The organism is Micromonospora humidisoli, assembly GCF_016900955.1.
Classification (GTDB): domain Bacteria; phylum Actinomycetota; class Actinomycetes; order Mycobacteriales; family Micromonosporaceae; genus Micromonospora; species Micromonospora wenchangensis.
Window position 1 is genome coordinate 123,531 of sequence record NZ_JAFEUO010000005.1, and the last position, 19,956, is coordinate 143,486.

Below are 19,956 nucleotides of genomic sequence, written 5' to 3' on the forward strand. Positions count from 1 at the left end.
CGATGGACAGCGCGGCGTTGCGCCAGAGTTGGAGCCAGTTCTCCGCTGCCGGGCCGGAGGCGGCGAAGTATTTCTATGCCACGTTGTTCGTGGTGGCGCCGGAGGCACGGTCGATGTTCCCGACGAACATGCAGTACCAGGAGGACAAGCTCCTGGCCGCGTTGGGGCACATCATCACCAGTTTGGATGATCCGCAGGCGTTGGCGGTGTTCGCGCAGCGGTTGGGTGCGGATCACCGGCGGTTCCACGGCCACGACCAGCGGGGTAATCCGGTGGTGTTGGGGGAGCGGCACTACATCTGGGTGGGTCAGGCGTTGCTGGCCACGTTGGAGCGTTTCCTCGGCCCGTACTTCACGCCGGCGTTGCGGGCGCAGTGGGCGGCGGCGTACGAGTTGGTGGCGAAGATGATGCTCGACGGGGCGGCTGAGGCGGAGCGGTCGTCGCCGCCGCACTGGGAGGCGGAGGTGGTGACGGCGGAGCGTCGTCGCGCCGACATCATGGTGTTCACGGTGCGGCCGAACTATCTGTGCAACTACCGGCCGGGGCAGTCGTTGCCGGTGCAGGTGCCGCAGTTGCGGACGTGGCGGTACCTGTCGCCGGCGAACGCGCCGCGGGCGGACGGGACGATCGAGTTCCATGTGCGGGCGGCGGGCCGGTTCTCCACGCATCTGGTGCGTCGGTTGCGGGCGGGTGAGCGGTTGTTGTTGGGGCATCCGACGGGGGCGGCGTTGTCGTCGTACGACAGGTCGCCGCACCTGCCGTTGTTGTTGATCGCCGGGGGGACGGGGTTGGCGCCGTTGCGGGCGGTGGTGGAGGCGGTGCAGCAGGGTGCGGGGCGGCGTACGACGTTGGTGGTGGGTGGTCGTACCCCGGATGACCTGTATGACGAGGCGGCGTTGTCGCGGTTGGCGGCGATGCCGCCGGCGGCGGGTTGGCAGCATGCGGGTACGGGCTGGTTGCGGTATGTGCCGACGGTGGAGACGGGGTGGGGTTGGCAGGGGGCGATCGGTCGGGCGGGTGACACGGCGGTGCGGTTGGGGCCGTGGGCGGACACGGAGGTCCTGGTGTGTGGGAGTCCGGAGATGACCCGGGACACGGTGGCGCTTCTGGTGCGTTCGGGTGTGGCGCCGGAGCAGATCCTGACGGAGAGCTATGATCATTCTCTCTATCCGCCGCTCGCCGAGGCCGGTGCTGTGGGCCTGCGCGACTTCAGTGGGACAGGTGCCCGATGAGCGTCGACCACTCCGACCGGGTCGGGGCCGAACAGGGTGAGGTCGCCCGCCAGTTGTCGGTGTTGGAGGAACGGCGGTTCCGGGGCAGCCACTGGTTGTCCGCCGACGAGGTCGAGGCGGTGGTGCGGGCGGCTGACGACCGGATCGGGTTGTTGACGGCGGAGTTGGAGCGGCAGCGGCGGGAGAACCAGGGGCTGCTGAGTCAGGTGGAGATGCTGCGGCACGGGACGTTGCCGAGCACCGCACCGCAGGGGCCGGATCCGATGACTGTCGAGTTGGCGATGCGGGCGCAGGACGAGGCGAACCGGACGATCGGTGAGGCCAGCGCGGAGGGCGCGGAGATCATCGCTGATGCGCGGCGGCAGGCGGAGGAGATCCTCGCCGAGGCGCACCGGCGGGCCGGTGAGGTGGGTGCGTCGGTGTCGTCGGTTGCGGGTCCGTCGCCGGAGTTGGCGGGGAAGTTGCAGGCGTTGGAGGAGCGGCATGCGGCGGCGTTGGCGGCGGTCGCTGCGGCGCAGCAGCAACTCAACCGGTGGCAGTCGTATCTGTCGGCGCAGTCGGAGCAGTTGCGGGCGGACGCGGCGGCGGCCGGTGGGGCCAGCGCGCAGTTGCGGGCGGTGCTGGGCGGCTGATCCGCGCCGGTCGGGACGTGTGTGCGTGCGGGTCGCCGCCGGTGGGGTCGCTGAGGCAGCATGGGACGGGTGACGGAGACGATCGACGCGGTGGCTGCCCTGGTGGCGGCCGGTGGGGTCGTGGTGGTGAGTGGCGCGGGTCTGTCCACCGAGTCGGGTATCCCCGACTACCGGGGGCCGACGGGTGTGGCCCGCCGGCACACGCCGATGACGTATCAGGCGTTCGTCGGGGATGCGGCGGCGCGGCGACGGTACTGGGCGCGTAGCCATCTGGGGTGGCGCACGATCGTGGGGGCGCGGCCGAACGCCGGGCACCGGGCGGTGGCCCGGTTGCAGGACGCCGGCCTGGTCGACGGGGTGATCACCCAGAACGTCGACGGTCTGCACACGGCGGCGGGCAGCGGGCAGGTGGTGGAGTTGCACGGTCGCCTGGACACGGTGGTGTGTCTGGGTTGCGGTGACCGTACGTCCCGGGGGGAGCTGGACCGGCGGCTGGTGGCGGCGAATCCGGGTTTCGACGCGGCGTTTGCGGTGGTGAACCCCGATGGTGACGTGGATCTCGACGACGACCGGGTGGCCGGGTTCCGGATGGTCGACTGCGGGTGTTGTGGCGCGGGGATGCTGAAACCGGACGTGGTGTTCTTCGGGGAGACGGTGCCCGCGGCGCGGGTGGCGCGGTGTTTCGCGATGGTCGATGCGGCGCGGGCGGTGCTGGTGCTGGGGTCGTCGTTGACGGTGTTGTCGGGGCGGCGGTTCGTGCTACGGGCGGCGAAGTCGGGCATTCCGGTGGTGATCGCCAACCAGGGTGTGACCCGTGGTGACGGGTATGCGGCGCTGCGGGTGGACGCCCCGTTGGGGCGGTTCCTGCCGGTGCTCGCCGACCGGGTGGCGGCGGTCGTGCCACCCGGGTCGGGTCTGCTGGCGGCGGGTTGATCTCGCACCGGTGGGGGTACGACATCCGCCGGTAACAGGGGCGCTGGTAGCGTTGACCATGCCGACACCACCCGCGCGGGAGAGATCGCCCAGCAGTATCCGGGCGACGCCGAAGGGGCAGATTCTCCCCGGAACCTCTCAGGCAGAAGGACCGCGACGGGCAGGCACTGTGGAGCGCCCGTGGCGTGACTCAGGGGGAGGCCGATCCGTCGACCTCGCCGCCTGAGTCAGGAGCGTCACGCATGACCGTAGAGCAGTTCGCCGACCGGCACATCGGTCCCGGTCCGCACGACGAGCGCCGCATGTTGGAGGCCGTCGGCTACGGGTCGATCGACGAGCTGATGGACGCGGCGATTCCCGAGGTGATCCGCTGGCACGGGGCGTTGGATCTGCCGGCGCCGGCCACCGAGCGGGAGGCGCTCGCGGAGTTGCGGGCGTTGGCGTCGCGGAACACGGTGGCGGTGTCGATGATCGGCTTGGGCTACCACGGCACCCACACCCCGGCGGTGATCCGCCGTAACGTGCTGGAGAACCCGGCCTGGTACACGGCGTACACGCCGTACCAGCCGGAGATCAGTCAGGGCCGGTTGGAGGCGCTGCTGAACTTCCAGACGATGGTGACGGACCTGACCGGCCTGGCGACGGCGAACGCGTCGATGCTCGACGAGGCGACCGCGGCGGCGGAGGCGATGACGTTGGCGCGGCGGGCGTCGAAGAGCCGTAGCGCGGTGTACGTGGTCGACGCGGACGCGTTGCCGCAGACCGTGGCGGTGCTGTGCGGGCGGGCCGAGCCGTTGGGTATCGAGGTGCGGGTGGTGGACCTGGACACGCAGGAGTTGCCGGCGGAGTTCTTCGGGCTGCACCTGCAGTATCCGGGGGCGTCGGGGCTGGTGCGGGACCATGCGCCGCTGGTCGACGCCGCGCACGCGGTGGGCGCGGTGGTGGCGGTGGCGGCGGACCTGTTGGCGTTGACGCTGCTGCGGGCGCCGGGGCGGATCGGGGTGGACATCGCGGCGGGCACCACGCAACGGTTCGGGGTGCCGATGGGCTTCGGTGGGCCGCACGCCGGTTACCTGGCGGTGCGGGCCGGGTTGGAGCGGATGCTGCCGGGGCGGCTGGTCGGGGTGTCGCGGGACGCGGCCGGTGCCCCGGCGTACCGGTTGGCGTTGCAGACGCGGGAGCAGCACATCCGGCGGGAGAAGGCGACCAGCAACATCTGCACGGCGCAGGTGCTGTTGGCGGTGATGGCCGGCATGTACGCGGTGTACCACGGGCCGGACGGGTTGCGGCGGATCGCCGACCGTACCCGGTCGATGGCGCTGCGGTTGGCGGCGGGGTTGCGTGCCGGTGGCGTCGAGGTCGTCGACGGGGTGTTCTTCGACACGGTGACGGCGGTGGTGCCGGGTCGCGCGGGGCAGGTGGTGGCGGCGGCGCGGGAGCGGGGGGTGAACCTGCGGTTGGTCGACGCCGACCGGGTGGGGGTGTCGTGTGACGAGACGACCACCGGGGGGCACCTGGCGGTGGTGTGGGAGGCGTTCGGGGTGGACCCGGTCGTCGGGGACGTGGCGGAGGCGGTGCCGGCCGGGTTGGCGCGGGACACCGACTTCCTCACCCATCCGGTGTTCCGCAGCCACCATTCGGAGACGGCGATGCTGCGGTACCTGCGCCGGCTGGCGGATTTCGACTACGCCCTGGACCGGGGCATGATCCCGTTGGGGTCGTGCACGATGAAACTGAACGCGACCACCGAGATGGAGCCGGTGACCTGGCCGGAGTTCGCGCACCTGCACCCGTTCGCCCCGGACGAGCAGACCGCCGGTTACCGGGAGCTGATCGGGCAGTTGGAGGGGTGGCTGGCGGAGGTGACCGGCTACGACGCGGTCAGTGTGCAGCCCAACGCCGGGTCGCAGGGGGAGTTGGCCGGGTTGTTGGCGATCCGCGCGTACCACCGGGACCGGGGTGACGGGCACCGGGACGTGTGTCTGATCCCGTCGTCGGCGCACGGCACGAACGCCGCGTCGGCGGTGATGGCCGGGATGCGGGTGGTGGTGGTCGGGTGTGACGCCGACGGCAACGTCGACCTGGTCGACCTCGACGCGAAGATCGACAAGCATCGGGACGCTCTCGCGGCGATCATGGTGACGTACCCGTCGACGCACGGGGTGTACGAGACGGGCATCGCCTCGCTGTGCGCGAAGGTCCACGACGCCGGCGGTCAGGTGTACGTCGACGGGGCGAACCTCAACGCGTTGGTCGGGTTCGCCAAGCCGGGCCGGTTCGGGGCGGACGTGTCGCACCTGAACCTGCACAAGACGTTCTGCATTCCGCACGGCGGCGGCGGGCCGGGGGTGGGTCCGGTGGCGGTGCGGGAGCACCTGGCGGCGTACCTGCCGGGTGACCCGGGCGGTGAGCGGACGGCCGGGTCGGCGGCGATCTCGGCGGCCCGGTACGGGTCGGCGGGCATCCTGCCGATCCCGTGGGCGTACCTGCGGATGATGGGTGCGGCGGGGCTGGCCCGGGCGACGGGGGTGGCGGTGCTGGCCGCGAACTATGTGGCGGTGCGGCTGCGGGAGCACTTCCCGGTGCTGTACGCGGGCAACAAGGGCCTGGTGGCGCACGAGTGCATCCTGGATCTGCGGCCGTTGACGAAGGCGACCGGGGTCAGTGTCGACGACGTCGCGAAGCGGCTGATCGACTACGGGTTCCACGCGCCGACGATGTCGTTCCCGGTGGCGGGGACGCTGATGGTGGAACCGACCGAGAGTGAGGACCTGGCCGAGCTGGACCGGTTCTGCGACGCGATGATCGCCATCCGGGCGGAGATCGACAGGGTGGCGTCGGGTGAGTGGCCGGCGGGGGACAACCCGCTGAGCAACGCCCCGCACACCGCGGTGATGGTGTCCGGGGACGAGTGGCCGCACCCGTACCCGCGGTCGGTGGGCGGGTACCCGGCCGGGATGGATCCGGTGGGGAAGTACTGGCCGCCGGTGCGGCGCGTCGACGGCGCGTACGGCGACCGGAACCTGATGTGTTCGTGCCCGGCGCCGGAGGCGTTCCAGGACTGAGGCGCGGTGCCGGGGCGGCGGTCGTGCCGCCCCGGTGCGGCGACCGGGGGAGGGCGGCCCCCACGTGGGGGCTAGCCTGGTGCGACGGGTCGGCGTGGCCGACGCGTCGTGACCGGGTCAGGCGACGAGGGCGTGCCGGGCCGGACCGCGGTGCGGGGCGATGGTGCTGCCGTCAGGGAGGAGTTCGCCGGTGTCCTCGAAGACGATGACACCGTTGCAGAGCAGGCTCCAGCCCTGCTCAGGGAAGCAGGCGATGACGCGGGCGGCGTCCCGGTCGGTCGCTTCGGCGGAGGGACAGGGGATCTGGTGCTGGCACATCGGGTTCTCCGGACTGTGGGGGCACTGTGTCATGGTTCACATGACCAGTGACGCACAGTACCAAGGGACCGCGCGCCGGATCGAGCAGGCTTCCGCCATGTTGCCCGGAAATCCGCTGAACGGATGAGGAAGAATCAGCCACCCGGCGTGGAAACGCTCCCAACGGCCCCCGTCGACGTACCCGCCGTACCGGAGCGCTGCCGCAGCGTGCTCGTGGAACGGGACCGCTACCTGTGGCACGTCACCGACGGTGGCGACCCGGCCGCCCAGATCGCCGCCTTCCTCACCGCCCACGGCCTCCCCGTCGACGACCTGACCCGCCCGGCGACCCACCGCACCGACGGCCCGTGCGGCGCCGCCCTGTTCGTCTCCGCCGCCGCCGGCGCCCGGATGGCCGGCGCACCCACCGGCCCCGCCAGCCCCACACCCGCCCTGCCCGACGTCGCCGTCGTCGTCTACGACCACGGCCCCCGCCGTCCGCCCCCCACCGCACCGGCACCCGACCGGCTGCGGCTCGGACCGTGGCGGGACAGTTGGACCCCCACCGGGCACGCCGACGCCGTGCGCGCCGTCCGCGCCGCCATCGGCCGCGGCGACGTCTACCAGGTCAACGTGGTCGGCCACGCCGCCGCCACCTACACCGGCGACCCGCGTCCCGCCCTGGCCCGCCTCGCCGGCCTGCCCGGCGCCCGCTACGGCGGCACCCTGCACGGCGACGGCTGGAGCATCGGCTGCGCCTCACCGGAAACCCTCGTCGCCGTGCACGCCGGCCGGGTCGTCACCCGCCCCATCAAGGGCACCCGCCCCGCCACCCCGGCCGGCCGCCGCGACCTGCTCACCTCCGCCAAGGAACGCGCCGAACACATCATGATCGTCGATCTGGAACGCAACGACCTCGCCCGCATCGCCCGCACCGGCTCGGTGACCGTCGACGACCTGTTCACCGTCCGCCGCTGGTGCGACCTGTGGCAGGCCGAGTCGACCGTGTCGGCGACCCTCGCCGACGGCACCGGCCTGACCGACCTGCTGCGCGCCACCTGCCCCGGCGGCTCGGTCACCGGCGCACCCAAACACGCCGCGCTGGCGCTGATCGCCGCCCTCGAACCCGTCGGCCGGGGTGCCGGCATGGGCGCGTTCGGCTGGATCGGCCCCGGCCACCTCGACCTGGGCCTGACCATCCGCACCGCCGCCGCCGACCACGACCGGCTGCACCTGTGGGCCGGCGGCGGCATCACCTGGGACAGCGACCCCACCGCCGAGGTCGCCGAAGCCGCCGCCAAGGCCGCCCCGGTACGGGCCCTGCTCGCCGCCGGCTGACCACCCCCGGGCCGTTAGGGTGACGGGCATGCACGTCGAGTACAGCGGCACCGGCGACCCCGCCCGCAGCCTCGCCCTGCTGTGGCGCACCCGCGAGCGGGCCAGCCGCAGCGGCGACCTCGGCGTCGACCAGATCGTCCGGGCCGCCATCGACGTCGCCGACGCCGAGGGCCTCGCCGCGCTGTCCATGCGCCGGGTCGCCGAACGCCTCGGCGTCGGCACCATGTCCCTCTACACCCACGTGCCCGGCAAGGGGGAACTGCTCGACGTCATGCTCGACACCGTGCACGGCGAAACCCCCCGCCCCACCGACGTTCCCGGCGGCTGGCGCGGCCGCCTGGAACGCATCGCCCGCGACAACTGGGCGCTGTACCTGCGCCACCCGTGGCTGCTGCAGGTCGCCACCACCCGCCCCCCGCTGGGCCCCCAGGTCACCGCCCGCTACGACTACGAGCTACGCGCCGTCGAGGGCGTCGGCCTCACCGATCTGGAGATGGACGCCGTGGTCACCCTCGTCGACTCCTACGTCCACGGCGCGGTGCGCGGCGCGGTGGAGGCCGCCCAGGCCACCGGCCGCACCGGCCTCACCGACGAACAGTGGTGGCACGCCCACGCCCCCTACCTGGAGAAGGTCATGGACCCGGCGCGGTTCCCCACCGCCGCCCGGGTCGGGGCCGCCGCCGGGCAGGAGTACCAGGCCGCCACCGACCCGACCCGCGCCTTCGAGTTCGGCCTGGCCCGCGTCCTGGACGGCATCGCCGCCCTGATCGCCGACCGGTGCGCCGGATCACCGCCGCCGGCGACCCCCCGATAACCTTCCCGGCATGACCGTACGCCCGATCCGGATCATCGGTGACCCCGTCCTGCGCACCGCCTGCACCCCGGTGACCCGCTTCGACACCGCCCTGCAACACCTCGTCGACGACCTGATGGACACCCTCACCGGCGAACCCGGCCGGGCCGGTGTCGCCGCCCCGCAGATCGGCGTCGACGCCCAGGTGTTCGTCTACGACGCCGACGGCCACCGCGGACACCTGATCAACCCCACCATCGAGCTGTCCGACGACACCGAGGACGACGACGAGGGCTGCCTGTCCATTCCCGGCCTGTACTTCCCGACCCGCCGCGCCCTGCACGCCACCGTGCACGGCGTCGACCGGCACGGCGACCCGCTCACCATCTCCGGCAGCGGCTTCCTCGCCCGCGCCCTGCAACACGAGACCGACCACCTCGCCGGTCGGCTCTACGTCGACACGCTGCGCGGTGACGTCCGCCGCAAGGCCCTGCGGGAGATCCGCGCCGGCCGGTTCGACTCACCCCGCCGACACCGCTGAGCCCGCCCCGACGGCCAACGCGTACTCACCGAACCCGGTCACCCGGGTGAACCCCAACCGTTCGTAGAGGCGCACCGCCACCGTGTTGTCGGCCCGCACGTTCAACGTCACATGGTCGACGCTGCCGGCCAGCCGGGCACACAACGCGGCCACCACCGCCGCGCCCAGCCCCCGCCCCCGCGCCGCCGGACGGGTGGTCACGTTCCCCACCGCGGCCACCCGGTACGTCGGCGACCACACGTGCACCCCGGCCACCGCCACCAGGGCGTCACCGTCGCGCACCCCCAGGTAGTGGCCGGTGTCGAGCATCCGCGCGTCGAACCAGTTCCCCGGGTACGCCACCGCGTACAGCTCCCGCAGCGCCGGCAGGTCCGCCGGGCCGAGCACCTCACCCGCGGCGGCGACGCCGGCGAGCCGCCCCGGGTCGGTCAACGCCATCCGCAGGTGCGCCCCCGCCGGGGTGAGCACGTACCGGCCGGCGAGGACCCGCTCCAGGCCGGGGGACAGGTGCGCGTACAGCCGGGCCGGCAGCACCGGGGCCACCTCGTCGAGCAGCGCCGCCATGGCCGCGCCGTCGCGTTGCGCGGCGAACGCCAGCAGCACCGGCTCGGCCGCCCCGTGGTAGAGCAGCACCACCTGGTCGCCGCGCCGGAACCACGACGTGTACGGCCAGAAAAAGTCGTCCAGGTCACCCAACTGGTAGGCGTGCAGCACCGGATCGCGGCGCAGCAGGGCGGCCAGCACGGCACGGTCGTGTTCGGCGCGCACCGGCACCGCTCAGCAACGACCCGTGGGAAGGTTCTCGTCGGCCCACCGGGCCAGCTCGTCCAGCGCCGGCAGCAGCGCCGCGCCCCGCCCGGTCAACTGGTAGCTGACCCCCAGCGGGGGACCCTCGCGCACCGTGCGGCTGACCAGGTCCACCCGGGCCAGCTCACCGAGCCGGTCGGACAGCACCGACTCGCTGATGCCGGGCAGCGCCCGGGTCAGTTCGGCGAAACCGGCCGGCCCCTGGGCGAGGGTGCCCAGGATCATGCCGTTCCACCGCTTGCCGAGGAACGCGAACGCCCGGGACAGCCCCCCGGGGCAGGCGCGGGGCCCGCCGTCGGTCGGGGAGCACGTCGTCATCGTCCCAGCATACGTGGTCCGCAACTCACCCTAGCCACTTCGAAAAAACTAGCTGCTACTGTGGTCGCAGCAAACGTCGAACCGACCGGAGGACACCATGACCGACGTAGTGCCCGACCACCTCATCACCCTCGACCCCCAGGCCCAGGCCCAACTGTTCACCGAAGCCCGCACCGCCAACACCTTCACCGACACCCCCGTCAGCGACGAACAACTCCGCGCCATCTACGACCTCGCCAAGTACCCACCCACCGCCATGAACGTCCAACCCCTACGCGTCCTGTTCGTCCGCCCCGGCGACGGCCGCGACCGCCTCCTCACCCACGTCGCCGAGGGAAACCGCGCCAAAACCGCCACCGCACCCGTCGTCGCCGTCCTCGCCGCCGACACCGACTTCCACGAACACCTCGACACCGTCTTCCCCATCCGCCCCGGCATGCGCGAACACTTCGCCGCCGACCCCGCCACCCGCGACGGCATGGCCCGCTTCAACGCCGGCCTCCAGGTCGGCTACTTCCTGCTCGCCGTCCGCGCCGCCGGCCTCGCCGCCGGACCCATGGGCGGATTCGACGCCACCGGCGTCGACAACGAATTCTTCACCGACACCGGCTGGAAGTCCCTGCTCCTGGTCAACATCGGCCACCCCGGCCCCGACGCCTGGCACCCCCGGCTGCCCCGACTCGACTACGACACCGTCGTCCGGCACGCCTGAACCACCAGCCGAACACACCAGTGGCTGGCCCGCCGAGCACCCCCGCTCAGCCGGCCAGCCACTGGTCGTAACCCAACCGCGCCACCAACGCCAACACCACCACCAGCAACACCACCCGCACAAACCCCGCACCCCGACGCAACGCCATCCGCGCCCCCACCACCGCCCCCGCCACATTGCACACCGCCATCGCCGCACCCAACGCCCACCACACGTGCCCGGTCAACCCGAACACCACGAGCGCACCCAGATTCGTGCCCGCGTTCACCACCTTCGCCATCGCCGACGCATGCACGAAATCCGACCCCAGGACCGCCGTGAACGCCAACACCAAAAACGTGCCCGTACCCGGCCCGATCAACCCGTCATACAGCGCGATACCCAGACCCGCCACCCCCACCGCCACCACCACCCGCACCGGCGTCCGCCGCTGCGGCGCCGCCACCACACCCAGCGACGGCCGCGCCAGCACGAACACCGCCACCGCCACCAGCACCACCAGCACCACCGGCCGGTACACGCCACCCGGCACCGCACCCGCCAACGCCGCACCCAACCCCGCCGTCAACACCGCCAACCCGGCCGCCGGACCCGCCACCGCCCAGTCCACCCGCGTCCGCCGCGCATACGTCACCGCCGCCGTCGACGTACCGAAGATCGCCGCCACCTTGTTCGTCCCCAACGCCGTCGCCACCGGCACCCCCGGCACCGCCACCAACAACGCCGGCAACAACAACAACCCACCCCCACCCACCACCGCATCCACCCACCCCGCCAGGGCAGCAGCAGTCAGCAGAGTCGACAACGACACAGGATCCACGGCCGGCCATTCTGCCCACCCCACCCGACCACCCACCCACCCGAGTGGCCCACCTCACCGCCCACGCCGCCTGCGCAACCACACCCCCACCACACCCACCGCCACGAACACCAGCACCGAACAACACAACAACTTGATCATCCAGTAACTGTCCCACGCCACGTAGGGTGCACACGTGCGCCTGGCCACCTTCAACCTGCTCCACGGCCGCTCCCTGACCGACGGACTCGTCGACCCCGACCGGCTCACCGCCGCCGTCCACGCCCTCGACGCCGACATCCTCGCCCTCCAGGAAGTCGACCGCGACCAGTCCCGCAGCGGCCACCACGACCTCACCACCATCGCCGCCCACGCCCTCGACGCCCCCGAACACCGCTTCGCCGCCGCCGTCGTCGGCACCCCCGGCGAACACTTCCGCCCCCTACGCCACGACGACGACGGCCACGGCGAACCCTGCTACGGCATCGGCCTGATCAGCCGCCACCCCGTCCGCAGCTGGCACGTCACCCGCCTCAACCCCGCACCCGTCCGCTCACCCATCTACGCCCCCGGCCCCGGCGGCGGCCTCATCCTCCTACGCGACGAACCCCGCGTCGTCCTCGCCGCCGTCCTCGACACCCCCCACGGACCCCTCACCGCCGCCGCCACCCACCTGTCCTTCGTCCCCGGCTGGAACGCCCACCAACTCCGACGCGTCGTCCGCGCCCTACGCGCCCTACCCGCCCCCCGCATCCTCCTCGGCGACCTCAACCTCCCCGCCGGCCCCGCCCGCCTGCTCACCGGCTGGCAACCCCTCGCCCGCCACCCCACCTACCCCGCCACCGCACCCCGCGTCCAACTCGACCACATCCTCGCCGACCCCCACGACCGGCACCGACTACCCCCGGTCACCGCCACCGCCACCCCCCGCTCCACCATCTCCGACCACCGCCCCCTCATCGTCGACCTCGGCTGACCCCACACCCGCCACCCGCTGCGCCGCCCGCAACGCGTTACGGAACAACATCGCCACCGTCGTCGGACCCACCCCACCCACCCGCGGCGTGATCGCCCCCGCCACCCGCGCACACGACTCATCCACATCCGGCAACAACCGACGACCCTCGTACCGCACCCCACCACCCACCACCACCGCACCCGGACGCACATGCTCCGGCCGCACGATCCCCGGCACCCCCGCCGCCGCCACCAGGATCTCCGCCCGCCGCGTGTACCGCGGCCAGTCCGCCACCCCCGTGTGCACCACCGTCACCGCCGCATTCGCCGTCGGCCGCTTCTGCGCCAACAACATCGCCAACGGACGCCCCAACGTCGCACCACGACCCAACACCACCACCTCCCGCCCCGCCACCGGCACCCCGTGGAACGCCAACAACGCCTCGATCCCCGCCGGCGTACACGGCACCGGACCCGGCAACCCCGACGCCAACCGGCCCATGTTCACCGGATGCATCCCGTCCACGTCGGAATCCGGATCCAACACCTCCAACGCCCGGTCATAGTCCAGATGCCCCGGAACCGGATGCTGCACCAACACCGCATGCACCCCGGGATCGTCGTTGAAATCCCGCAACACCCGGTGCAGATCCGCCTGCGACGCCGACCCCGACAACCGCACGTGCGGCGACGCGAAACCCAACTCCGCCGCCTGACGCTGCTTTATCCGGATGTACCCGGCACTCGCGTCATCGTCACCCACCAGCACCGTCGCCAACGCCGGCACCACCCCGGCCGCCCGCAACGCCGCCACCCCCGCGGCGACCTCGACGAGAATCCGCTCCGCCACCGGCCCACCCGGCAACAACCGGGCCGTACCAGACGTGGGGGAGAGCGAAGAAGAAACAGACATGGCTCACCTCGACCACGGAGGCCCAGGCGGTCGACCCCCGCGACGAGCTCCCCGATGGTTGACCCATCCCCGTGCCGCCAGTCGCGTCCACCCACACCATGCCACAACCACCCACCCCGTACGCCCACGCCACACCGGCCGTTCCCAGGCCCCGCCGCCGACAAGCTGATCCGGCCCGGGAACGGACACGCTGGTGCCGAGCAGGTCGGCGAGCTCGGCCGGGTAGCCGGGGCGCTCGCGCAACGCGAGCAGCAGCCGGGCCCGGACCACCCCACCCTCAACCCGGACGCCCCTCCGACACCAACCCCGCCAACACCCGGTTCGTCCGGTTCGACCGCACCGCCGCCCGCTGCTGACCCGCCGTCACCTCGATGTACGTCTGCGACGACGCCAACGACGCATGCCCCAACAACCGCATGATCTCCGCCGCCCCCGCCCCGTCCTCGGCCAACCGGGTCGCGAACGTGTGCCGCAAAGCATGCAACCGCGCCCCCGCCGGCACCCGATCGGTGATCCCCGCCCGCCGGTAACAGGAATCCACCAGGTACTGCAACCCGCCCCGACGCAGAGGATCACCCCGCCGGTCCACCAGCAACACCCCGTCCGGGCGTACGCTGCGCGCCCCGAACCGCCGCCGCCGACTGTCCAGGTACGCCGACACCACCTCGTCCAACTCCGGCTCCACCGGCACCACCCTCGGCCGACCACCCTTACCGGCAACCGCCACCCGCCGCTCACCGGCCCGCCCGGACAACGACGACACCCGCAACGCCAACAGCTCCGCCAGGCGCAACCCCGCGCACAACGCCAACGCCAGCACCGCCACGTCCCGCTCCGGCCACGGATCACGCTGCCGCGCGTCCTCCCGCGACACCGACGCCAACAGCACCTCCGGGGTGTCCTCACCCCGCAACGGCTTCGGCTGGGGCAGTGGCGTGCGGGGACGTCCCACCGCCGGCATCGGATTGCCCGCCACCACCTGCTCGGCCACCAGGAACGAGAAGAAACCGTTCCAGCTCGACCAGGCCCGGTGTACCGACGCCGCCGCGCGGGGCGCGGCGAACCGGGCGAACGCCGCCCGCATCACCCGGGGGGAGAGGGCGGAGATCGTCAGCTCGTCGGGGGGCAGGGGAGGGGTGCACTGCGTGCCGGCCAGCGCCGCGACGGCCCGCAGATCCCGCCGGTACGCCTCCTGGGTGTGCGGGGAGGGCTTCCGGGTGGCCCGTGCGGTCAGGAACTCCTCGATGAGTCGTCCAACCGATTCATCCTGTTTGTCATGCATAATGGATATTATGCAGCTTTCTCGGGTTGTCGACCACCCAGGGGGAGGGGAGCGGCGGTAGGCTGCTCCGTCGAGCGCTCAGCTCACACGCCATGGGTGCCGCCAGCGCGCCCCCGGCGGAGGATGCTGCGGCCGGACGCAACCCAGCGCACCTGGTGGGGCGTGACGCGGACATCGCAGCGAGCCGGCGAAATCCCGGACCGACAGCTGCCGCCGGCGGCCCACCCGTACGACGTCGCTGCGGCGGAAGGCGCCGCCCGTCGCGTGTCGCTGAGCCACCGGACCCGTCTGGTCGCGGTCCGACCCGCAGCGGCTTCCCGGTCGCAGGGGACCCCCCTTCCGGGCGACTTTACATAATGTGCATTATCGAATCAGAGCCGGGGCTGGTCGGGTCGCCATGCGGGACCGCCGATGTGGCCCGGAGGCCACCACGACGGTCCGCAGGAACTCCCTGGTCGCCTACCTCCCACGGTGGTCATCGTCGGGTCGAGGTGAACGGGTGAGGGCAACGTCCGTCCCGGCGTGTTTCGCGGTGGCCGGGTCCGGCGTCGGCGCGAGCCGACCATCGCCACCGGGCGGCTGCGGCTGCCGTACGTCGGCCACGTCTCCCCCGTCCCCATGTTGATCAATTGATGGCCGACCCGGTTCCGGCCGCCGGACCGGCGGTCATGGGGGCGCTGGCGGCCTCTCCCCTGTCGACCCGGTCGACGACCGCGCTGGTGTGCTGTTCGTCGGGAGTGGCCGGACGGCACGCCGGTCAGAGGCCGCCGGCGACGCGCAGCACCGCGCCGGTGGTGTAGGTGGCGTCGGGTCCGAGCAGCCAGGCGACGGCGCCGGCGACCTCGTCGGGTTCACCGGCGCGGCCGAGGGGGATGCGCCCGGCGGCGGTGTCGGCGCGGTCGGGTACGCCGGAGTCGGCGTGGATGTCGGTGCGGATGATGCCGGGGGCGACGGCGTTGACCCGGATGCCGCGGGGGGCGAGTTCCTTGGCCAGGCCGATGGTGAGGGTGTCCGTGGCGGCTTTGACGGCGGCGTAGTGGACGTATTCGCCGGGGCTGCCGAGGGTGGCGGCGGCGGAGGAGATGTTGACGATGGCGCCACCGTGGGTGAGCCGGCGGGCGGCCTGTTGGGCGCAGAGGACGTAGCCGATGAGGTTGACGTCGACGACCCGACGTAGGTCGTCGGGGTGCAGGTCGGTGAAGGGGCCGATGGGGCTGGTGACGCCGGCGTTGTTGACCAGTGCGGTGAGGGGGCCGAGGTCGGCGGCGGCGGTGAAGAGGCGGTCGACGTGGGTGGGGTCGGTGGTGTCGGCGGGGACGGCGGCGGCGTGGCCGCCGAGGCGGTGGACGTCGGCGACGACGGTGGCCGCGGCGGCGTGGTCGTGGCGGTAGCCGATGACGAGGTGGTGGCCTTCGGCGGCGAGTCGGCGGGCGACGGCGGCGCCGATGCCCCGGCTGCCGCCGGTGATGACGGTGACCGCGGTCATTTCCTGCGCTCCCCTGCCGGTCCGGTGTGGTGGTGTGACGGTACCTGCGTGTCGGCGTGGTGGGCAGGGTGTGGGTGCTCACGTGGCGCGGTGGCGCGGCGGTGGGTGGGGTGATCGCTTACGCTCACCGCGTTTCGGACGGATCGGATCGGTGGAGGTGCGTGGTGGGTGTGAGTGTCGGCGATCTGGTGGAGGATTTCGAGCTGCCGGACCAGACGGGTACGCCGCGGCGGTTGTCGGAGTTGTTGGCGTCGGGGCCGGTGGTGTTGTTCTTCTATCCGGCGGCGATGACCCGTGGCTGTACGGCGGAGAGTTGTCATTTCCGGGATCTGGCGGCGGAGTTCGCGGCGGTGGGGGCGCAGCGGGTGGGCATCAGTCGGGATCCGGTGGAGAGGCAGGCGGAGTTCTCCCGGATGCACGGGTTCGACTATCCGTTGTTGTCGGATGTCGACGGTGTGGTGGCGCAGGCGTTCGGGGTGCGGCGGCGGTTGCCGTTGGGGCCGTTGAGCACGCGGCGGATGACGTTCGTGATCGGTCGGGACCGGCGGGTGCTGGCGGTGGTGCACAGTGAGTTGGGGATGAACGAGCATGCGGACGAGGCGTTGCGGGTGCTGGGGGGCTGATCTTCCGGTTGTCGTGGTGGGCTGGTATCAAGGCAGGATCAGACACGTGTACGAAAGAGGGCTGTGATGGCGGGCCAGGGTTTGTCCGATGACGAGGTACGCGGTATCCGGGAGGCGTTGACGGCGGGGCGGAAGCCGAGGGTGGTGTTCACCGCGTCGGCGGGGCAGATCGCCGGTCAGGTGGGTCAGGTGGTGGAGTTGACCGATCCGGCGGTGTCCGACGAGTTCGTGGTGGTGCGGTTCGGGCGCGACGAGTTGCCCTTCTCCCCCGCCGATCTGGCGGTGGCGCCGCGGGGTGCGGGTCGTCGGGTGGTGGAGGCGAAGTCGGAGCCGGTGGTGGAGCAGGTGGAGCCGACGGCGAAGGTGGAGCCGGAGTTCGTGTTGGACACGCCCCGGGTGCCGGTGCAGAGGCGGGAGGAGCCGAGGGTGGAGTCGGAGCCGGTGGCGGAGAAGCCGGCGGTGCGTCGGCCGGCGAAGGTGGCGAAGCCGAAGGGGCCGGCGGGGTTGACGGTGACGTTGGCGTACGCCGATGGCGAGTGGACGGTGGCGGCGCAGCAGGGGGCGAAGGCGTTGGCGAAGCCGTACGTGGTGAAGCCGGCGGAGGCGTTGCGGATGGTGGCGTTGGTGGATGTGCCGGGGGTGCAGGAGGCGGTGGAGCAGATCCTGTCGGCGGAGCGGTCGGAGGCGGAGCAGCAGGCGGAGAAGTTGCGGGCGGAGTTGGCGGAGATCGAGGCGCGGTTGGCGGAGTTGCGCGAGGCCCGTTGAGGTTGGTTCGTGGTGGGCGGCCCGGCGGCTGTTGCGGCGGTCGGGGCGTCACCGCGGCGCAGGTGGGTGGGTGTGCCGGGCTGGTGTAGCGGCCGGGGTGGTGGGGTGCGTGGTGGCCGGAATCTGCGGGGTGTCAGAAGTAGTCGCCGAGTTGGGCGGGGCCGGGGGCGGCGAGCAGGTCGAGGGGGGTGGGGTCGGTGCCGGCCGGGTGGTGCAGCAGGCCGGCCTGGGCGATGGTGCGGGCGGTGGCGGTGCCGGTGTAGAGCAGGGCGAAGCCGCGGACGGTGAGGTGCAGGTCGGCGGGGGCGGTGGTGCGGCGTAGGTCGGCGTGGCCGTCGGTGACCTCCAGCTGCCAGGTGCCGGTGTTCCAGTCGGCGAGCGGGTCGTCGAGGGTGAAGGTGGCGGTGCCGTGCAGGTGGGTGGGCCAGCCCCGGTCGCGGACGGCGCGGGTGACGTCGACGGGGCGGTGCATCCAGGTGTCCTGGTGGTGTTCGCGGGCCTTCTCCACGGGCAGGTGGGGGGTGAGGGGGTCGCCGGGGAGCAGGGTGAGGCGCAGGGTGGGGGCGACGCTGTGCCAGCTGGCGAGGATGCCGACTAGTTCGCGGGCGGCGTCGGCGGTGGTGGCGGCGAGGTCTTCGACGGTGATGGTGCCGTCGTCGCCGTAGTGGTTGCGGCGGTTCCAGCCGGCGTAGCCGACGAGGTGGCCGTGGTGTTCGACGAGGGTGAGGCCGTCGTAGGGCAGGGTGTTGTCGGTGGTGTGGCGGGTGCGGTGGTGTTCGTGCAGGGGTCCGTTGCGGGCGAGTAGGCCGCGGCGGTGGCGGATGGTGTGGGTGTGCAGTTCGTCGACGGTGGTGAGGTCGGTGGGGGTGCCGGGGCGGACGGTGAGGTGTGGGCTGGGGTGGTGGCGGGTGAGTAGGGCGGTGGGGAGGTTGACGGTGCGCAGGGTGCCGGCGGTTTCCCAGCCGCAGGCGCGGTAGGGGGCGGCGACGGTGGGGAACAGCGCGCTGATGGCGGCGCCCCGGTCGTGTGCGCCGCGCAGCAGGGCGGTGAGCAGGGCGCGGGCGGTGCCGCGGCCGCGGGCTTCGGGGGTGACGGCGACGCCGGCGATGTCGGCGGCGGCGATGGTGCGGCCGTCCCACCACTGGTGGTGGTGCAGGTCGATGGCTTTGCCGATGAGGCGGCCGGTGTGGTCGAACGCGCCGTAGCGGGTGATGCCGGGGGTGGTGGGGGGTGGTGGTGCGGGTTGCGGGTCGGAGCCGAAGGCGGTGCGGCCGAGGTGCCAGGCGGCGGCGTGGTCGTCGGCGGTGAGTTCGCGGATGTGGGGGTCGTGCGGCATGCGGCGACGATAGCGGTGGGTGGGTGGGGTGGCGACGGGTTTGTGGTGGACGCGTTGCGGGGCCGGTGCGACCCCCTCGCTCCGGCCCCGCGTCCCCGCGCCCCTCGCGCGTCTCTCAGTGTTGCGGGATGTTCTGTACCCCGATTCGCTTGCGGAACACCCAGTAGGTCCAACTTTGGTAGGCGAGGACGATCGGGGTGAAGACGACGGCGACCCAGGTCATGATTTTGAGGGTGTAGGGGGTGGAGGCGGCGTTGGTGGCGGTGAGGGTGCCGGTGGGGTCGCCGGTGGAGGGCATGACGTTGGGGAACAGGGCGGTGAAGAGGGTGGCGACGGCGAGGGCGATGGCCAGGGCGGTGCCGGTGAAGGCCCAGCCTTCGCGGCGTACGCGGGCGGCGGCGAGTGCGCCGAGCAGGGCGAGGGCGGCGCCGGCGGCGAGGGTGATGGCGGCGGGGTTGGCGCGGATGGTGAGGGTCCAGGTGAGGAAGGCGACGGCGGCGACGGCGGTGCCGGCGCCGAGTCGGACGGCGAGGGTGCCGGCGCGGTGGCGGATGTCGCCGGTGGTCTTGAGGGCGAGGAAGACTGCGCCGTGGGTGAGGAAGAGGCCGAGGGTGGTCAGGCCGCCGAGCAGGGCGTAGGGGTTGAGCAGGTCGACCAGGCCGCCGACGTATTCGTGGTCGGCGTCCAGTGGTACGCCGCGGAAGATGTTGGCGAAGGCGACGCCCCAGAGTAGGGCGGGGATGGCGGAGCCCCAGAAGATGGCGTGGTCCCAGCGGCGTTTCCAGGTGGCTTCGGGGCGCTTGTGGCGGTATTCGAAGGCGACGCCGCGGGCGATGAGGGCGAGCAGGATGAGCAGTAGGGGCAGGTAGAAGCCGGAGAAGAGGGTGGCGTACCACTCGGGGAAGGCGGCGAACATGGCGCCGCCGGCGGTGATGAGCCAGACCTCGTTGCCGTCCCAGACGGGGCCGATGGTGTTGATGAGGACGCGGCGTTGCCGGTCGTCGCGGCCGAGGACGGGTAGGAGCATGCCGACGCCGAAGTCGAAGCCTTCGAGGATGAAGTAGCCGGTGAAGAGCACGGCGACGAGGAGAAACCAGATGGTGGTGAGTTCCACGGTGGGGCTCCGG

20 protein-coding genes, 1 pseudogene and 2 riboswitches are annotated in these 19,956 nt (G+C 72.3%); of the genes and pseudogenes, 11 read left to right on the plus strand and 10 right to left on the minus strand.

What is annotated here, in order from left to right; genetic code table 11:
* Positions 1-2 precede the first annotated feature (2 nt).
* The 4 genes from JQN84_RS19285 to gcvP all read left to right on the plus strand — a co-directional run bounded on the left by JQN84_RS19285 (position 3) and on the right by gcvP (position 5,862).
* Positions 3-1,232 carry a globin domain-containing protein gene (locus tag JQN84_RS19285; RefSeq protein ID WP_204959780.1) on the plus strand — a complete coding sequence of 410 codons (1,230 nt, stop codon included), beginning with the start codon at positions 3-5 and terminating at the stop codon, positions 1,230-1,232.
* On the plus strand, positions 1,229-1,864 hold the full coding sequence (locus JQN84_RS19290) for an SPFH domain-containing protein (protein WP_204959781.1): 636 nt from the start codon (positions 1,229-1,231) through the stop codon (positions 1,862-1,864). The genes JQN84_RS19285 and JQN84_RS19290 overlap by 4 nt, the downstream gene beginning before the upstream one ends.
* Before the next feature lie 60 nt (positions 1,865-1,924).
* Positions 1,925-2,797: an NAD-dependent protein deacetylase gene (locus JQN84_RS19295; protein WP_204959782.1), complete on the plus strand. Its 873-nt coding sequence runs from the start codon at positions 1,925-1,927 to the stop codon at positions 2,795-2,797.
* Between the two features lie 66 nt (positions 2,798-2,863).
* Positions 2,864-2,961: riboswitch (glycine riboswitch) on the plus strand.
* 78 nt (positions 2,962-3,039) lie between these two features.
* Positions 3,040-5,862: an aminomethyl-transferring glycine dehydrogenase gene (gene gcvP / locus JQN84_RS19300; RefSeq protein WP_204959783.1), complete on the plus strand. Its 2,823-nt coding sequence runs from the start codon at positions 3,040-3,042 to the stop codon at positions 5,860-5,862.
* A gap of 117 nt (positions 5,863-5,979) precedes the next feature.
* On the opposite strand, the gene JQN84_RS19305 is transcribed toward gcvP, so the two are convergent.
* Positions 5,980-6,180 (minus strand): DUF5999 family protein, encoded by a 201-nt coding sequence (locus JQN84_RS19305; protein WP_088647339.1) that lies wholly within the window; start codon positions 6,178-6,180, stop codon positions 5,980-5,982.
* A 123-nt stretch (positions 6,181-6,303) separates the two neighbouring features.
* Between JQN84_RS19305 and JQN84_RS19310 the strand changes: the two genes are divergently transcribed.
* Genes JQN84_RS19310 through def form a run of 3 tightly spaced genes read left to right on the plus strand, consistent with a single transcriptional unit; the run spans position 6,304 to position 8,831 of the window.
* On the plus strand, positions 6,304-7,497 hold the full coding sequence (locus tag JQN84_RS19310; RefSeq protein ID WP_204959784.1) for a chorismate-binding protein: 1,194 nt from the start codon (positions 6,304-6,306) through the stop codon (positions 7,495-7,497).
* Between the two features lie 28 nt (positions 7,498-7,525).
* Positions 7,526-8,311 carry a TetR/AcrR family transcriptional regulator gene (locus JQN84_RS19315; protein ID WP_204959785.1) on the plus strand — a complete coding sequence of 262 codons (786 nt, stop codon included), beginning with the start codon at positions 7,526-7,528 and terminating at the stop codon, positions 8,309-8,311.
* A 10-nt stretch (positions 8,312-8,321) separates the two neighbouring features.
* On the plus strand, positions 8,322-8,831 hold the full coding sequence (gene def / locus JQN84_RS19320) for a peptide deformylase (RefSeq protein ID WP_204959786.1): 510 nt from the start codon (positions 8,322-8,324) through the stop codon (positions 8,829-8,831).
* Here def and JQN84_RS19325 read toward each other — a convergent pair.
* Together JQN84_RS19325 and JQN84_RS19330 are read right to left on the minus strand one after the other, a co-directional pair.
* The gene (locus JQN84_RS19325) at positions 8,811-9,599 is read right to left on the minus strand and encodes a GNAT family N-acetyltransferase (protein ID WP_307821331.1); all 789 of its coding nucleotides are present in this window, start codon (positions 9,597-9,599) and stop codon (positions 8,811-8,813) included. The two genes, def and JQN84_RS19325, sit on opposite strands and share 21 nt — an antisense overlap.
* Positions 9,600-9,608: 9 nt before the next feature.
* Entirely contained in the window at positions 9,609-9,956 is a 348-nt protein-coding gene (locus JQN84_RS19330; protein WP_204928318.1) for a winged helix-turn-helix transcriptional regulator, read from the minus strand.
* 97 nt (positions 9,957-10,053) lie between these two features.
* Here JQN84_RS19330 and JQN84_RS19335 point away from each other — a divergent pair, with 97 nt between their 5' ends.
* Positions 10,054-10,668 (plus strand): malonic semialdehyde reductase, encoded by a 615-nt coding sequence (locus tag JQN84_RS19335; RefSeq protein ID WP_204959788.1) that lies wholly within the window; start codon positions 10,054-10,056, stop codon positions 10,666-10,668.
* Positions 10,669-10,714: 46 nt separating this feature from the next.
* Here JQN84_RS19335 and JQN84_RS19340 read toward each other — a convergent pair whose 3' ends face one another.
* Complete coding sequence (locus JQN84_RS19340; RefSeq protein WP_239485756.1) at positions 10,715-11,473, minus strand: sulfite exporter TauE/SafE family protein; 759 nt, start codon at positions 11,471-11,473, stop codon at positions 10,715-10,717.
* Between the two features lie 190 nt (positions 11,474-11,663).
* Here JQN84_RS19340 and JQN84_RS19345 point away from each other — a divergent pair, with 190 nt between their 5' ends.
* Positions 11,664-12,443 carry an endonuclease/exonuclease/phosphatase family protein gene (locus tag JQN84_RS19345; protein WP_204959790.1) on the plus strand — a complete coding sequence of 260 codons (780 nt, stop codon included), beginning with the start codon at positions 11,664-11,666 and terminating at the stop codon, positions 12,441-12,443.
* On the opposite strand, the gene JQN84_RS19350 is transcribed toward JQN84_RS19345, so the two are convergent.
* The 4 genes and pseudogenes from JQN84_RS19350 to JQN84_RS19360 form a co-directional block, all read right to left on the minus strand.
* Entirely contained in the window at positions 12,366-13,337 is a 972-nt protein-coding gene (locus JQN84_RS19350) for a bifunctional 5,10-methylenetetrahydrofolate dehydrogenase/5,10-methenyltetrahydrofolate cyclohydrolase (RefSeq protein WP_239485757.1), read from the minus strand. The genes JQN84_RS19345 and JQN84_RS19350 overlap by 78 nt on opposite strands.
* A 13-nt stretch (positions 13,338-13,350) precedes the next feature.
* Positions 13,351-13,427, minus strand: a riboswitch (ZMP/ZTP riboswitch).
* Between the two features lie 99 nt (positions 13,428-13,526).
* A pseudogene (locus tag JQN84_RS31490) lies at positions 13,527-13,607 on the minus strand (transcriptional regulator); the annotation flags it as partial.
* A 7-nt stretch (positions 13,608-13,614) separates the two neighbouring features.
* Positions 13,615-14,619, minus strand: a complete 1,005-nt coding sequence (locus tag JQN84_RS19355; protein ID WP_204959791.1) for a tyrosine-type recombinase/integrase — start codon at positions 14,617-14,619, stop codon at positions 13,615-13,617.
* A 757-nt stretch (positions 14,620-15,376) separates the two neighbouring features.
* Positions 15,377-16,105 (minus strand): SDR family oxidoreductase, encoded by a 729-nt coding sequence (locus tag JQN84_RS19360; protein ID WP_204959792.1) that lies wholly within the window; start codon positions 16,103-16,105, stop codon positions 15,377-15,379.
* 161 nt (positions 16,106-16,266) lie between these two features.
* Here JQN84_RS19360 and JQN84_RS19365 point away from each other — a divergent pair, with 161 nt between their 5' ends.
* Together JQN84_RS19365 and JQN84_RS19370 are read left to right on the plus strand one after the other, a co-directional pair.
* Positions 16,267-16,728, plus strand: coding sequence for a peroxiredoxin (locus JQN84_RS19365; RefSeq protein WP_443673891.1), 462 nt, complete (start codon positions 16,267-16,269; stop codon positions 16,726-16,728).
* 66 nt (positions 16,729-16,794) lie between these two features.
* On the plus strand, positions 16,795-17,493 hold the full coding sequence (locus JQN84_RS19370) for a hypothetical protein (RefSeq protein WP_204959794.1): 699 nt from the start codon (positions 16,795-16,797) through the stop codon (positions 17,491-17,493).
* A 133-nt stretch (positions 17,494-17,626) separates the two neighbouring features.
* On the opposite strand, the gene JQN84_RS19375 is transcribed toward JQN84_RS19370, so the two are convergent.
* Entirely contained in the window at positions 17,627-18,829 is a 1,203-nt protein-coding gene (locus JQN84_RS19375) for a GNAT family N-acetyltransferase (RefSeq protein ID WP_204959795.1), read from the minus strand.
* Positions 18,830-18,944: 115 nt separating this feature from the next.
* Positions 18,945-19,943, minus strand: a complete 999-nt coding sequence (gene cydB, locus JQN84_RS19380) for a cytochrome d ubiquinol oxidase subunit II (RefSeq protein ID WP_204959796.1) — start codon at positions 19,941-19,943, stop codon at positions 18,945-18,947.
* Between the last annotated feature and the right edge of the window lie 13 nt (positions 19,944-19,956).